The organism is Pseudomonadota bacterium (assembly GCA_027624955.1).
GTDB lineage: Bacteria > Pseudomonadota > Alphaproteobacteria > UBA828 > UBA828 > PTKB01.
On record JAQBTG010000007.1, the window covers coordinates 40,872 to 55,131 of the forward strand.

The following is a 14,260-nucleotide window of genomic DNA, read 5'->3' on the forward strand; positions in this document are numbered from 1 at the left end:
GTCGTTTAGCTCCCAAACGCTACGGCGACGGTCGAATAAAGCGCCGCCACGGCGCCGATTATGCAGCCGAGATTAATCATGATCATGAACGTCCATTTGACCGCTTTCTTGTGTACGTAATCCTCGATCACGGTCTGGAGGCCGAGCTTGAGGTGATAAAACAGCGCGCCGACAAAGATCAGCATCAGGATCGCCGCCACCGGGCCGGACAGCCAGTCCTGGAACGCCTCATAAGTGGCGCCGCCGACCACCAGCCACCAGATCGAGGCGACAAACCACAGCGATAACGGCACCAGCAGGATCGCCGTCAGGCGCTGCCACCACCAATGCTCCACACCTTCCTTGGCGGAGCCCAAATGCCGCACGCGGGCCAACGGGGTCTGAATGCTCATGACCGTTCCCTCAACCAGTAAAATAGAAATAGAGGCCGAGACCCCAGGAAAGCCCCATAAGGCCGAACGAAGCCAGCACCATCAGCACGCCCGACGCATATGTGGCGCGCAGACTAAAGCCGATACCGACATCCCAAAACAGGTGCCGGATGCCGTTGCAGAGATGATAGAACAGGCAATAGGACCACGCCGCGAGCAGTGCATAGCCCAACCAAGAAGTCAGGAACCATTGCGACCAGGCGTAATATTCCGGCCCCGCCGCGGCGGTCAGCAGCCAGCAGCACAGCATCGCCGCGCCGGTAGTTAAAAACACCCCGGTCAGGCGATGGAATATCGATAGAACCGATGTCAGCTGCGGGCGATAGACCTGCAGATGCGGCGAAAGTGGACGATCCCTGAGCGCCATATATTCTCTCTCCCCGTTGCCGCCCACGCGGCGGCCGAATCCCTGCGCAGAATGAGTGATTTAAAACTGATCGCCCCGGCCAGTCAACAATCCCTCAAACGGCCCTTAGCCAGCGATCATCTTTTCAAGTTCTGCGGCGAGACGTGAAAACACACCCGGCCAATCGCCAAAGCTCGCCTGGCGGAACAGCCGCAGCGACGGATACCACGGGCTGTCTTCGCGCTGCATTAGCCAGCGCCAGTCCGGGGTATAGGGAATAACCACCCAGCACGGCTTGCCGAGCGCGCCGGCGAGGTGACAGACCGAGGTGTCGACGCTGATCACCAGGTCGAGCGCCGCGACCAGCGCCGCCGTATCGGCGAAGTCGCTTATGTTCGGAGTATGATCGCGGATCAGCCCGGCGCACCCGGTCGCCGCAAGATCGGCTGCGCGCGGGCCGACCTGGAGGCTGTGAAACGCCGCACCCGGCGTGCCCAACAGGTCGATAAAGGGTTCGATCCCGGCGCTGCGGTTGCGGTCGTTGCGGTGGCTCGGTTTGCCGGCCCAGGCAATGCCGACGTTGAGCCGCTTGGCGTCAAGCGATTCGGCGAACTTTTCACCGCGCCCTGCATCGGCGGAAAGATACGCGGCGAGGGCGGGAATGCTATCGAGATCGGTCTTGAATATTCTCGGCAGGCTGAGCAGCGGCGCGTGCACGTCGAAGGCGGGCAGGGGATCGCCCCGCGTGACCACTTGCTCAACCCCCTCGAGCTCGGCAAACAGCGTCACCAACGGCGTCTGACATTCGAGGATGACGCGTCCGCCTTGCGCCGCCACCAACGCGGCGTAGCGCGCAAATTGAATGCTGTCGCCCATGCCCTGCTCGGCATGCAGCAGGATCACGCGGCCGTCGAGCGCGCCACCCCTCCAGGCCGGCTTGTCGAAACGCCGCGGCTTATTTTCCGGCAGCTGCCAGCGCCACTCATATTCGTCGAAGCCTTGTTTGAGGTCGCCCGTCATCAACCACGCCAGAGCCAGGTCCCAATGCGCGTCGACATAATTCGCCTTGCGCCGCACCGCTTCTTGGAGACAGGCGATGCCTTCGTCGAATTTGCCCTGGTCCTTGAGCACCAGGCCCAAATTATAGCGCGCTTCGAGGTAATTTGGATCGACCTTTAACGCCTGACGGTGGCTCGCCTCAGCCGCCTCATGCCGCCCGAGCGCGCGCAGCGCGTTGCCAAGGTTGGAATGGCTGCCGGGATCGTCCGGCTTGAGCGCGATGGCGCGGCGATAGCTTGCCGCCGCAGCGTGGAACGCGCCCTGGGCACGCAGCGCCACGCCCATATTGTTCAATGCTTGAGAATAGTCCGGATCGATGCCGAGCACCCTGACATAGCCCGCAATCGCTTCGTCGAGGCGGCCGTCGCGATGGGCGCCAACCGCCTTCTCGAAAATTTGCTGCGCGCGCTGGGCGCGCTTTTCGGCGCTTTCGCTCATGCCGGCCAGGGCAACCGCCCGTTAGTGGCGGGTGCCCATATGGTCGCGGATCAGCTCCTCGGCGATTTGCACGGCATTGAGCGCCGCGCCCTTGCGCAAATTATCCGAGACAACCCACATGTTGAGACCATGCGCAACGCTCTCGTCCTGGCGAATGCGCGAGACGAACGTGGCGTCCTCACCGACGCATTCGCTCGGCGTCACATAGCCGCCGTCGCTGCGTTCATCGACCACGATGACGCCCGGCGCCGCGCTCAGCGCTTCTCGCGCTTGGGTTTCGCTCAGCCGGTCATGAAATTCGACATTCACCGCCTCGGCATGGCCGATAAAGGTCGGCACCCGCACGCAGGTGGCGCTCACCAGAATATCCGGATCGAGAATTTTCTGGGTCTCGTGCATCATCTTGCTTTCTTCCCGCGTCGAGCCGTCCGGCATAAAACTGTCGATATGCGGAATCACGTTGAAGGCAATGGTTTTCGGAAAAATCACCGGCGGCTTGCGGTCGTTCATAAAGATCGCCCGCGTATGCTCGAACAATTCGTCCATCGCGTCCTTGCCCGAGCCCGACACCGATTGATAGGTCGAGACGACGACGCGCTTGATCGGCACCAGATCGTGCAGCGGCTTCAGCGCCATCACCATCTGGATGGTTGAGCAATTGGGATTGGCGATGATGTTGCGCTGGCGGAAATCGGCGAGCGCCTCGCGGTTTACCTCTGGCACAATCAGCGGCACATCTTCGTCCATGCGGAATTCGCTGGTGTTGTCGATCACCACACAACCAGCTTCGGCGGCGCGCGGCGCATGCCGGCGCGACACGGCGGAGCCTGGCGAGAACAGCCCGAAATCAAAGCCGTTGAAATCAAAATCATCGAGCGAGCGTACGGTGAGGACCACATCTTCGCCGAACGAAACTTCCATGCCGACCGATTTGCGTGATGCCAGCGCCACCACCTCATCGGCGGGAAATTCGCGCTCCGCCAACGTCTTGAGGATTTCCCGGCCGACATTGCCCGTGGCACCGACAACCGCAACTTTGTAGCCCATCACGTTCCGTCCTTAATTTTTTCGCCAAGCGCCACGCAGCGGCGGGCAACCGTTCGTCTTAAGGGTTGAGTTTGCCCATCTCGCGCAGCACCGCATCGCCCATCACATCGGTCGAAACCCGGGCGGTTTTCTCTTGCATGATATCGGCGGTCCGCAGGCCACCGGCAAGGACGTTTTTCACTGCCTGTTCGACCAAATCGGCTTCGGCCTTCATGTCGAAGGAATAGCGCATCATCATCGCGTAGCTCAGCATCATCGCCACCGGGTTAGCGAGCCGCTGGCCGGCAATGTCGGGGGCCGAGCCGTGCACCGGCTCGTAAAGCGCTTTCCGCTGCCCGTCTGCGTTGGGCGCACCGAGTGCGGCGGAGGGCAACATGCCGAGCGATCCAGTCAGCATCGCGGCGCAGTCCGACAGGATATCGCCGAACAGGTTGCTGGTGACGATGACATCGAACTGCTTGGGATTGCGTACCAACTGCATGGCACAATTATCGGCATACATATGGTGCAGCTCGACATCGGAATATTCAGCCTTATGCAGGGCGGTCACGACCTCGCGCCAAAAGACGCCGGATTCCATGACATTGGCTTTCTCTACCGAATGCACTTTGTTGGATCGTTTGCGCGCCAGTTCGAAGGCGACCCCGGCCACGCGTTGGATTTCCGGCTCGGTATAGATTTCGGTATCGAAGCCGCGACGCGTGCCGTCAGGCAACGTGTCGGTGCCGCGCGGCGCGCCAAAATAGACCCCGGCGGTGAGTTCGCGCACGATCATCAGGTCGAGGCCGGAAACCACTTCCGCTTTCAGTGTCGAGGCATCGACGAGCGCGTCGAACACCGTGGCCGGTCGCAGATTGGCGAACAAATCCATTTCTTTGCGGAGCCGCAACAAACCGTTCTCGGGCCGCTCTTCGCGCGGCACATTGTCCCATTTTGGCCCACCGACGGAGCCGAACAGCACCGCATCGGCAGCCATCGCGTCGCCCAACGTCTCGTCGGTCAGAGACGTGCCGTGCGCATCGTATGCCGCGCCGCCGGCCAGTCCCTCTTGGACATCGAACGCCGTGCCGCGATGATCGTTCATCCACTCGATCATCCGGGCCACTTCCTGCATCACTTCGGGGCCGATGCCGTCGCCCGGCAGCATCAAGATTTTTCTGTTTGTTGTCATATACTTGTCCGCCTATAAAGATGCGTCTATTCGGCGCGGTAAAGCCACGGCAAGGCCGCTTTTTGCCGCGCTTCGAAGGCGCTGATCTCAGCCCCTTTTTGCAGCGTAATCTCAATATCGTCGAGGCCGTTCATGAGGCGGTGCTTGCGCGCCCCTTCGACCTCAAACGACACGGTGCTGCCATCCGCCAACGCGATGGTTTGCGCCTCAAGATCGACCGTCATTTCGCAGGACTGCGGATTTTCGGCGAGCGCGATCAGCTCGTTGACCTTGGCTTCGTCCATGACGATCAACAGAAGGCCGTTTTTTACGCAATTATTGAAGAAAATATCAGCGAAGCCGGGCGCGATGACGCAGCGGATGCCGAAATCATCGAGCGCCCAGGGCGCGTGCTCGCGGCTCGAACCGCAGGCGAAATTGTCGCCGGCGAGGAGAATTTTGGCGTCCCGGTAGGGCTCACGGTTGAGCACGAAATCGGGCTTTTCCTTGTCATCCGTGTCATAGCGAAAATCATGGAACAGACCCTTGCCGAGGCCGGCGCGGGTGATAGCGCTCAGATATTGCTTGGGAATGATCTGGTCGGTATCGACATTGATCATCGGCAATGCCGCCGCCGATCCGGAGAGCGTGGTGAATTTTTTCATTTCTTTCGCCTTTCCCGTCTCAGCTCGCGAGATCACGTACGTCGACGAAATGCCCTGCGATGGCAGCCGCCGCGGCCATTGCGGGACCGACCAGATGGGTGCGGCTGTCGCGCCCCTGGCGGCCCTTGAAATTGCGGTTTGAAGTCGAGGCACAGCGTTCGCCGGGTTTCAAAATATCGCCGTTCATGGCGATGCACATCGAGCAACCCGGATCGCGCCACTCAAAGCCCGCCGCGATCAGGATCTTGTCGAGGCCCTCGGCTTCCGCCTGAGCCTTCACCAGGCCGGAGCCCGGCACCACCATGGCGCTCACACCGGCTGCCAGGGTGCGGCCTTTGGCGACCTCGGCGGCGGCGCGCATATCCTCGATGCGGCCGTTGGTGCAGGAGCCGATAAAGGCACGGTCGATCTTGATGTCCTGGATCGGCTGATTGGCCTTTAGGCCCATATAATCGAGCGCCTGCTGGATGGCGGTGCGTTGCTTTTCGTCCTTCGCTGCCGCCGGGTCCGGCACGCGGCCGTCGATCGGCGCCACGTCTTCCGGGCTGGTGCCCCAGGTTACTTGCGGCGCGATGGTATTGGCGTCGAGCGAGATTTCCTTGTCATAAGATGCGCCGGCATCGGACGGCAGCGAGCGCCAATAGTTCAACGCCGCGTCCCAATCGGTGTCGCTGGGCGCCATCGCGCGTCCTTTGACATAGGCGAAGGTGGTCTCGTCCGGGGCGATCAGGCCGGCCCGGGCGCCGCCTTCGATCGTCATGTTGCATACCGTCATGCGCCCCTCCATCGAGAGCGCGCGAATGGCGGAGCCGACATATTCAATGACATGGCCGGTGCCGCCGGCGGTGCCGATGGTGCCGATAATGGCGAGGATCATGTCCTTACCGGTTACGCCAAGCGGCAATTCGCCGTCGATGGCGATGCGCATGTTCTTGGGCCGCTTCTGCACCAGGGTTTGCGTTGACAGCACATGCTCCACTTCACTGGAGCCAATGCCGAAGGCGAGGCAGCCGAAGGCGCCGTGCGTTGCGGTATGGCTATCGCCACAAACCAGCGTGATGCCGGGCTGTGTCGCGCCCTGTTCCGGCCCGATGATATGGACAATGCCCTGGCGTTCGTCCATGAGCGGGATCAGCGGCACATTGAATTCGGCGCAATTCCGCAACAGGGTTTCGAACTGGATGCGCGCCAGATCGTCTTCAATCCGCTGCCCGCGGCGCGTCGTCGGGATGACATGGTCGGGCACGGCGAGCACCGCGTCGGGGCGGCGTACCGGGCGCCCGCTGACGCGCATGCTCTCAAATCCGGGCCAGCTCGTGACTTCATGGGTGAGGTGCATGTCTATGTATAAGAGAGACGTGCCGTCATCGTTTTCTGACACGACATGGCTATCCCAGATCTTATCGAACAGGGTCTTTTGCGTGCTCATATACCGTTCCTCCTGCCCAGCCCGTGCTGGGCTTATGCGGAATCGCTATTGTTTCAGTCGTTCGCCGTTGTGGTCTCTGATTTGGCTTTTGCCGCCGCCGCTGCGGCGCGCACCGGCCGGTCATCGCGTTTCTCGCGGATACGCGCCGATTTGCCGCGCAGCCCACGCAAATAATAAAGCTTCGCGCGCCGCACTGCGCCGCGTTTGGTGACTTCGATCTTGGCAATGCGCGGCGAATGTAGCGGAAACACCCGCTCGACGCCTTCACCGTGCGAAATCTTGCGCACCGTGAAAGAGGAGTTGATGCCTCTGTTCTTGCGCGCGATGCAAACCCCTTCGAACATCTGGATGCGTTCGCGTGTGCCTTCCACCACTTTCAGATGGATGCGCACCGTATCGCCGGGGGCAAATGCTAGTATTTCTCGATCGGCGGATAATTTCTCGACCTGTTCTTGATTCAACTGTTCGACGATATTCATGGCTTTGCCCTCATGTTAGCGCACTCAGTCCGCGTGCCGGCCCATAGGTCGGCGCGCCGTTCGCGCGTGGTTTTCTCGGCCTGGGCGCGGCGCCAGGAGCGTATACGCCCGTGATCGCCGCTCAGCAACACCGCCGGTACGTCCTTGCCCTCGAAGCTGCGCGGACGCGTGTAATGGGGGTATTCCAACAGGCCTTGTTCGAAACTTTCTTCGTTAAGCGATTCAGCGGCGCCAATCACGTCCGGCAAGACGCGCACGCAGGCATCAATTACCGCCAGGGCGGCAATCTCACCGCCCGACAGGACATAATCGCCAATGCTCATTTCCTCGATGTCACGGCTTTCCAGCACGCGCTCGTCAACGCCTTCGAAGCGCCCGCAAATAAAGGTCGCTCCGGCTCCGGCGGCGATTTCACGCACCCGGGACTGCTGCAGCGGCGCGCCGCGCGGTGTCAAATAAATCACCGGCTCCGCACTGCCGCTTGCCTGCGCCGCGTCGATCGCTGCCGCCAGCACATCTGGGCGCATCACCATTCCCGGTCCGCCGCCAAACGGCTGATCGTCGACCGTGCCGTGTTTGCCCAGCGCATGATCGCGGATATCGAGGCATTCCAGCGACCAAATCCGACGCGCCAGCGCGCGCCCTGCAAGGGCGCCGGCCAACGGGCCGGGGAACATATCGGGGTATAGCGTCAATATCGTGGCGTGCCACGGCGCGCGCTCGCTGCCGGCGGTCCGATTCTCCGCCACGCCATTTTCGTTCATGTTTTTGCCGTTCATGGCTTTTCCGGCCCCAAACTTTCCGGCCCAAATTTTTCCGCCGGGTCCGCATCCCCGGCGTCGATCTCGGTCGGCGGATCGATCACCAGCGAGCCTGACGCCAGATCAATGTCAGGTACAATTTCACGGGTAAACGGGAAAATGATCGAAGCATCATTCACGCGGTCTATTTCGATCACGTCTCCGGCGCCATAATCATAGATACCGCGCACCACGCCATAGAGTTCGCCGCTAACGGTGCGGGCGCTGAGGCCAATTAGGTCAGCGTGATAATATTCGTCTTCTTCCGTGTCGGGCAGCGCCGCACGCGGCACATAAAGCGGCGTGCCCTGCAACGCTTCAGCGGCCTCGCGGCGGTCAATGCCGTCGATTTCTGCCAGCACGGCGCCGCGCGATACACCGCGCAGGGTCAGCGCAAAGCGCGCGCTGCCGTCTTCGCTCTGGAGCGGCCCGTAGGCCGCGATATCGCTGACATTCATGGCAAAACTCTTAATTCTAACCGCTCCGCGCACGCCATGCGCGCCGAGCACTACGCCCAGACAGACCAGTCCCGCCGGCGATTTCTCGCCGCCGGTAGAGCCGAGTGGCCAGAGGCCCTCAGCCGGCGTCCTTTTCTGCCTTTTCCGTGGACGCATTTTCGCCGCCCTCCGAGCTACTTTCGTCTGTCGCTTCCGCTGCCGGAGCCGCTTCTACAGAGGCCTCTTCTACAGGGGCTTCTGCTACAGGAGCTTCTTCAGCAGGAGCTTCTTCAGCAGGAGCTTCTTCAGCAGAAGCCTCCTCAGCAGGGGCTTCCTCGACCGGCGGTGCAGCCTTGGCTGCTTCGGCTTTCTCGCGATCTGCTTCGAGGCGCGCCACGGCCTTGGCCTTGGGCTTGGCTTTCTGCGGATTGTTGCGCTGCGCCGGCATCGGGATGATTTCAGCATTGCCGAGGAAGCGCGCCACCCGGTCAGTCGGTTTCGCACCAACGCCGAGCCAATGACGGATGCGGTCTTCGACCAGCGTCACGCGCTGTCCGTCCTTCGGCAGCATCGGATCGTAGGTACCGAGGCGTTCAAGATAGCGCCCGTCGCGCGGATTGCGCGAATCGGTGACGACGATGCGGTAAAACGGGCGCTTTTTGGCGCCCGCGCGGGAAAGGCGAATTTTCAAGGCCATGCCGGCTTTATTCCTCTACGGTTTTCGACAAGTGGGTTCAAAGGGGTTATCGCGGTGGAATCATTCCCGGCATGCCGGCCCGCATAAGGCCTTTTTCGCCGAGTTTGCCCACTCGTTTCATCATCACGTTCATCTGTTTGAACTGCTTTAACAGCCGGTTCACGTCTTGCACGCTGGTGCCGGAGCCGCTGGCGATGCGCCGTTTGCGTGAGCCGTTGAGGCGTTTCGGATTGCTGCGCTCGTCGCCCGTCATCGAGCTGATGATGGCTTGCATGCGGTCAAGAGATTTTTCGTTGACCTGGGCTTCCGCCATCTGGCGCTTGACCTTGCCGACGCCGGGCAACATGCCCAACAAGCCATCCATGCCACCCATGCGGCGCATCTGGTTGAGTTGGGACGAGAGGTCGTTGAGGTCGAAGCTGCCTTTCTTGATTTTCTTGGCGAGCTTCTCGGCCTCTTTCTCGTCAATCGTTTCCTGCGCCTTTTCGACCAGGCTGATGACGTCGCCCATGCCGAGGATGCGCGACGCGATGCGTTCCGGGTGAAAGGGCTCGAGTGCGTCGAGCTTTTCGCCGACGCCGATCAGCTTGATCGGGCAGCCGGTTACCGCGCGCATGCTGAGTGCCGCGCCACCGCGCCCGTCGCCATCGACGCGGGTGAGGATGATGCCGGTGATATCGACCCGCTCTTTGAACTGGGTCGCGACGTTGACGGCATCCTGGCCGGTCAGCGCATCGGCCACCAGCAGAGTCTCCACCGGATTGGCCGCTTTCCGTACCGCCACCACTTCGTCCATCAATTCCGCATCGACATGAAGCCGCCCGGCGGTATCGAGAATGACGACGTCGTAACCCTGTTCGCGCCCGATCTTCATCGCCCGCTTGGCGATCGCGACCGGCGCCTCGCCAACGACGATCGCCAGCGTGTCGATGCCAGCTTGTTCGCCGAGCACGGCAAGCTGTTCCATCGCCGCCGGGCGTCTGGTGTCGAGCGAGGCTAAGAGCGCGCGTTTCTTTTCCTTTTCGTTCAGCAGTTTGGCGAGCTTGGCACTGGTTGTTGTCTTGCCCGAGCCCTGCAAGCCGACCATTAGGATTGCCGCCGGCGGCTCCGCCGCTAGATTGATCGCGACTGCGCCGGCACCGCCCAGCATCTTTACCAGATGGTCATTGACGATCTTGATGACCTGTTGCCCGGGCGTGACGCTTTTTAGCACCTCAGCGCCGAGCGCTTCGGCTTTGGCCTCTTCGATGAACTGCTTGACCACTGGCAGCGCCACATCGGCTTCCAGCAGCGCCACCCGCACTTCGCGCATGGCGGTCGAGACATCGCCTTCGGAGAGGGCGCCGTGGCGCGTCAGCTTATCGAAAGCGGCGCCTAATCGGGTGGCAAGAGAGTCGAACAAAACGGCTATCCCTGATGCAAAACGCAAATTGCGCCAGTGCGCGATACTCGCGGACTGACGTGCCTCCTCAGAGGCGGGCGACCAAACAAAGCTAGAACGCGGCGGAGATTATTCGCCTGCCCTGCCCAAGTCAAGGAGAGTGGGGCCGGCACTGCGGGCACAAAAATATACCGACCGCGCTGTCCGCTCGGCTCTAAATATACCGACCTGCTGCCCGCGCGGCTTTAAAAAATATGGACCGCGCCGCCCGCGCCGCCCTATAAACCGCCTCATGAATGAGATTTCCTTTATCAAGATGCATGGTCTCGGCAATGATTTTGTCGTTGTTGACGCCCGCGCTGACGATGCCGCGCTCGATTCCGCACGGGTGCGGGCGATTGCCGATCGCCGTTTGGGCGTCGGCTGCGATCAATTGTTGGAAATATGCCCGCCGCAATCGGACGACGCCGCGGCGTTCATGCGCATCTGGAATGCCGATGGCGGCCAGGTCGAGGCGTGTGGCAACGGCGCGCGCTGTGTCGCCGCCTTTCTGATGGCCGGAAGCGGCACCACCGAGGTTGTGATCGAAACCCAGGCAGGGCTGTTGCACGCTGCGGCTGCCGGCGATGGCCGGGTCACCGTCGATATGGGCGAGGCGCGCCTGGCGTGGCAGGAAATCCCGCTGGCGCGCAAGATGGATACGCTTGAACTCAAGCTCTCCCTCGGCGGGCTCAGCGCCCCGGTGGCGGTCAACATGGGCAACCCGCACGCGGTATTTTTCGTGGCCAACGCCGCAGACGTGAATTTGGCCGCGCTCGGGCCGAAATTGGAGACCCATAAGCTCTTCCCTGAGCGCGCCAATATCGGCATCGCTGAGGTATTGGACGACGCCCATATCCGCCTCCGCGTGTGGGAGCGCGGTGTTGGCATCACGCAGGCTTGCGGCACCGGCGCCTGCGCCGCGCTTGTCGCTGCGGCGCGGCGCGGCCTGACCGGGCGGAGCGCCACCGTCACGCTCGACGGCGGGCCGCTAGAGATCGAATGGCAAGACGATAATCATGTCCGCATGACCGGGCCGGTGGCGACCAGCTTCATGGGCCTATTGCTATGAGCGGCTCGCTGCTGTGAGTGCGCCGGAGATCGTCACCTTCGGCTGCCGCTTGAACGCCTTCGAATCAGAAATCATGCGCGACCACGCCGCTGCCGCCGGCCTTGAGCGCACGGTGATCTTCAACACCTGCGCCGTGACGGCGGAGGCCGAGCGCCAGGCGCGCCAGGCGATCCGCCGGGCACGGCGCGCCGACCCCGAAGCGCGCATCATCGTGACCGGCTGCGCGGCGCAGATCGATCCCGCCCGCTACGCCGCCATGCCCGAGGTCGACCGGGTGATCGGCAATGCCGAAAAGCTCGAAGCCGCGAGTTTTCTGCCGAGCAACACGACGCCCATCCAGGTCAACGACATCATGTCGGTGCGCGCCACCGCGCCGCATCTGATCGCCGGCTTCGAGGGCAGAGCGCGCGCCTTCGTCCAGGTGCAAAACGGCTGCGACCACCGCTGCACCTTCTGCATCATCCCGTATGGCCGCGGTAATAACCGCGGCGTCGCGCTCGGCGAAATCGTTGCCCAGGCGCGCGCCCTGGTCGAAAGCGGCACCCGCGAACTGGTGCTGACCGGCGTCGATCTCAGCTCCTATGGCCGCGACCTGCCGGGCACACCCAGCCTCGGCCAGGCGGTGCGCCGCCTGCTGGCCGCGGTGCCAGAGCTGCAGCGTCTCCGGCTCTCCTCGCTCGATCCGGCGGTGATCGATGATGATCTCAAGCGCCTGATCGCCGAAGAACCGCGCCTGATGCCGCATATCCATCTCAGCGTCCAGGCTGGCGACGACATGATCCTGAAGCGCATGAAGCGGCGCCATAATCGCGCCGACATCTTGCGCCTTGCCGCCGAGCTTCGCGCGCTGCGCCCCGACATCGCGCTCGGCGCCGATCTGATCGCCGGCTTCCCGACCGAAAACGATGAAATGTTCGCCAACTCCTTAAGCATCGTCGCCGAAGCCGGCCTCACCTGGCTGCATGTGTTCCCCTATTCGCCACGCGCCGGCACCCCGGCAGCGCGCATGCCGCAACTGCCGCGTGGCCTGATCCGCGAGCGCGCCGCACGTCTCCGCCAAGCGGGTGACACCGCAGTGATCAAATTTCTCGATGCACAAGTGGACAGGGTGCAAGATATTCTCGTCGAGAAAGCGGACAGCGGGCGCAGCGCGCATTATGCGCCGGTTCGTCTGGTTGGCGGGTTGGCCGGCGGGCAGGCGGGTGGATTACCCGGCGACGTGCTGGCGGCGCGGGCGCTCAGGCGCGACGGGCCCGTGCTGATCGTTGAGGCCGCTGCGTGAGCAAACCCGAGCCGGCCAAACGCGGCGGTTGGCTCGCTCGTCTCAAAGCTGGCCTCAGCCGCACTTCCAGCACCCTCGGCAGCGGCATCACCGGCATCTTCGCGCGCGGGCGGCTTGATGACGCGGCGTTGGAAGAGCTCGAAGAACTGCTGATTCTCGGCGATATGGGCGCCGCCACGGCGGCTGAGCTCACCGCCGCCCTGGCCAAGGAAAAATTCGGCAAGGAAGTCAGCGCTGAGGAAATTCGCAGCGCCCTGGCTGATCAAATCACCGCCATTCTCGAACCGGTGGCGCGCCCGTTCCCAATATCGCGCAGTGCCAAGCCGCATGTCGTGCTGGTCGCTGGGGTGAACGGTACCGGCAAGACCACCACCGTCGGCAAGCTCGCCAGTCAGTTCCGCGCTGATGGCCTGACGGTGATGATGGCTGCCGCCGATACCTTCCGCGCCGCAGCGGTGGAACAATTGAAAATCTGGGGTGAGCGCACCGGCTGCCCGGTGGTGGCGCGCGACGGCACCGGCGGCGACCCCGCTGGCCTCGCCTATGACGCCCTGGTCCGCGCCCGCGAGGAAGGCATCGACGTGCTGCTGATCGACACCGCCGGCCGGCTGCAAAACAAAGCCAATCTGATGGCCGAATTACAGAAAATCGACCGCGTCGTGAAGAAGCTCGACCCCGCCGCGCCGCACACCCGCCTCCTGGTGCTCGACGCCACAACCGGGCAAAACGCCCATTCCCAGGTCGAGATATTCCGCCAAGCGGTCGATATCGATAGCTTGATCGTCACCAAGCTCGACGGCACCGCCAAAGGCGGCGTGCTGGTGGCGCTCGCCAAGCGCTTCGGCTTGCCGGTTTATGCCTTGGGCGTCGGTGAGGCGGTCGAGGATTTGCGCCCGTTCGAGGCGCGCGAATTCGCCCGCGCCCTGATGAATTTGGATTCTTAGACGGCGGTCGTCGTATTGGGTTTGTAATCGCCGGTCTCGCCGTCGGGATTGGTAAACGGCGCAAAACTCGCCATGTCCTTGACCTCGGCATATTGCCGCAACGCCCAGCGGACCGAGGGAAACGCCAGATCCGCCCACGGTATATCCGCCATCGCGAACAGGCCAACCTCGGCACTCTCTTCGCCGGCGGCAACCTCGGCGCTTAACAGCTCGGCGCGGTAGATAAGCTGTACCTGGCTGATGCGCGGAATGCTGTAGACCGCGAGCAGCCCGTCGAGGCGGAGTTCGGCACAGGCTTCCTCGCGCGCTTCACGCAGCGCGCCTTGCTCAGAGCTTTCGTTCAGCTCGAGATAGCCCGCAGGTATCGTCCAATAGCCGGTGCGCGGCTCGATGGCGCGGCGGCACAGCAGAATGCGGCCCGCGTGTATGGCAACGGCGCCGACCACGATCTTGGGATTGTCGTACTGGATATAGCCGCAAGCATCGCATGTCAGGGGCTCCATATTATCGCCCGCCGGGATGCTGCGCCGGATCGGCCCGCCTGATTCCGGATAATTCGTCATG

At 62.5% G+C, this 14,260-nt stretch carries 16 protein-coding genes; 3 read left to right on the forward strand and 13 right to left on the reverse strand.

Translation table 11 applies throughout. The features are described from left to right. Nucleotides 1-5: 5 nt before the first annotated feature. The 12 genes from sdhD to ffh form a co-directional block, all read right to left on the reverse strand. Nucleotides 6-392, reverse strand: a complete 387-nt coding sequence (sdhD, locus tag O3A94_04290) for a succinate dehydrogenase, hydrophobic membrane anchor protein (GenBank protein ID MDA1355472.1) — start codon at nucleotides 390-392, stop codon at nucleotides 6-8. Nucleotides 393-402: 10 nt separating this feature from the next. Then, nucleotides 403-798 (reverse strand): succinate dehydrogenase, cytochrome b556 subunit, encoded by a 396-nt coding sequence (gene sdhC, locus O3A94_04295; GenBank protein MDA1355473.1) that lies wholly within the window; start codon nucleotides 796-798, stop codon nucleotides 403-405. 105 nt (nucleotides 799-903) lie between these two features. Next, on the reverse strand, nucleotides 904-2,274 hold the full coding sequence (locus O3A94_04300) for a tetratricopeptide repeat protein (GenBank protein ID MDA1355474.1): 1,371 nt from the start codon (nucleotides 2,272-2,274) through the stop codon (nucleotides 904-906). Between the two features lie 21 nt (nucleotides 2,275-2,295). Further along, nucleotides 2,296-3,321, reverse strand: a complete 1,026-nt coding sequence (locus tag O3A94_04305; GenBank protein ID MDA1355475.1) for an aspartate-semialdehyde dehydrogenase — start codon at nucleotides 3,319-3,321, stop codon at nucleotides 2,296-2,298. A gap of 58 nt (nucleotides 3,322-3,379) precedes the next feature. Beyond that, on the reverse strand, nucleotides 3,380-4,492 hold the full coding sequence (gene leuB, locus O3A94_04310) for a 3-isopropylmalate dehydrogenase (protein MDA1355476.1): 1,113 nt from the start codon (nucleotides 4,490-4,492) through the stop codon (nucleotides 3,380-3,382). 26 nt (nucleotides 4,493-4,518) lie between these two features. Then, nucleotides 4,519-5,136, reverse strand: coding sequence for a 3-isopropylmalate dehydratase small subunit (gene leuD / locus O3A94_04315; GenBank protein MDA1355477.1), 618 nt, complete (start codon nucleotides 5,134-5,136; stop codon nucleotides 4,519-4,521). A gap of 19 nt (nucleotides 5,137-5,155) precedes the next feature. Then, a complete protein-coding gene (gene leuC, locus O3A94_04320; protein MDA1355478.1) occupies nucleotides 5,156-6,565 on the reverse strand; it encodes a 3-isopropylmalate dehydratase large subunit in 1,410 nt (469 codons plus the stop codon). A gap of 53 nt (nucleotides 6,566-6,618) precedes the next feature. Further along, nucleotides 6,619-7,044: a 50S ribosomal protein L19 gene (rplS, locus tag O3A94_04325; protein MDA1355479.1), complete on the reverse strand. Its 426-nt coding sequence runs from the start codon at nucleotides 7,042-7,044 to the stop codon at nucleotides 6,619-6,621. Further along, a complete protein-coding gene (gene trmD, locus O3A94_04330) occupies nucleotides 7,041-7,808 on the reverse strand; it encodes a tRNA (guanosine(37)-N1)-methyltransferase TrmD (protein ID MDA1355480.1) in 768 nt (255 codons plus the stop codon). Before trmD ends, rplS begins: the two co-directional genes overlap by 4 nt. An 11-nt stretch (nucleotides 7,809-7,819) precedes the next feature. Next, nucleotides 7,820-8,458: a ribosome maturation factor RimM gene (gene rimM, locus O3A94_04335; GenBank protein ID MDA1355481.1), complete on the reverse strand. Its 639-nt coding sequence runs from the start codon at nucleotides 8,456-8,458 to the stop codon at nucleotides 7,820-7,822. Further along, nucleotides 8,421-8,978 carry a 30S ribosomal protein S16 gene (rpsP, locus tag O3A94_04340; protein MDA1355482.1) on the reverse strand — a complete coding sequence of 186 codons (558 nt, stop codon included), beginning with the start codon at nucleotides 8,976-8,978 and terminating at the stop codon, nucleotides 8,421-8,423. Before rpsP ends, rimM begins: the two co-directional genes overlap by 38 nt. 46 nt (nucleotides 8,979-9,024) lie before the next feature. After that, complete coding sequence (ffh, locus tag O3A94_04345) at nucleotides 9,025-10,380, reverse strand: signal recognition particle protein (protein MDA1355483.1); 1,356 nt, start codon at nucleotides 10,378-10,380, stop codon at nucleotides 9,025-9,027. 271 nt (nucleotides 10,381-10,651) lie between these two features. Between ffh and dapF the strand changes: the two genes are divergently transcribed. The 3 genes from dapF to ftsY are packed head-to-tail and all read left to right on the forward strand — an operon-like array spanning nucleotide 10,652 to nucleotide 13,696. Next, nucleotides 10,652-11,470 carry a diaminopimelate epimerase gene (dapF, locus tag O3A94_04350; GenBank protein ID MDA1355484.1) on the forward strand — a complete coding sequence of 273 codons (819 nt, stop codon included), beginning with the start codon at nucleotides 10,652-10,654 and terminating at the stop codon, nucleotides 11,468-11,470. Nucleotides 11,471-11,483: 13 nt separating this feature from the next. Continuing rightward, complete coding sequence (gene mtaB / locus O3A94_04355; protein MDA1355485.1) at nucleotides 11,484-12,752, forward strand: tRNA (N(6)-L-threonylcarbamoyladenosine(37)-C(2))-methylthiotransferase MtaB; 1,269 nt, start codon at nucleotides 11,484-11,486, stop codon at nucleotides 12,750-12,752. After that, nucleotides 12,749-13,696 (forward strand): signal recognition particle-docking protein FtsY, encoded by a 948-nt coding sequence (ftsY, locus tag O3A94_04360; GenBank protein ID MDA1355486.1) that lies wholly within the window; start codon nucleotides 12,749-12,751, stop codon nucleotides 13,694-13,696. The genes mtaB and ftsY overlap by 4 nt, the downstream gene beginning before the upstream one ends. Here the strand turns inward: ftsY and O3A94_04365 are convergent. Beyond that, nucleotides 13,693-14,259: an NUDIX hydrolase gene (locus O3A94_04365; GenBank protein MDA1355487.1), complete on the reverse strand. Its 567-nt coding sequence runs from the start codon at nucleotides 14,257-14,259 to the stop codon at nucleotides 13,693-13,695. The genes ftsY and O3A94_04365 overlap by 4 nt on opposite strands. Between the last annotated feature and the right edge of the window lies 1 nt (nucleotide 14,260).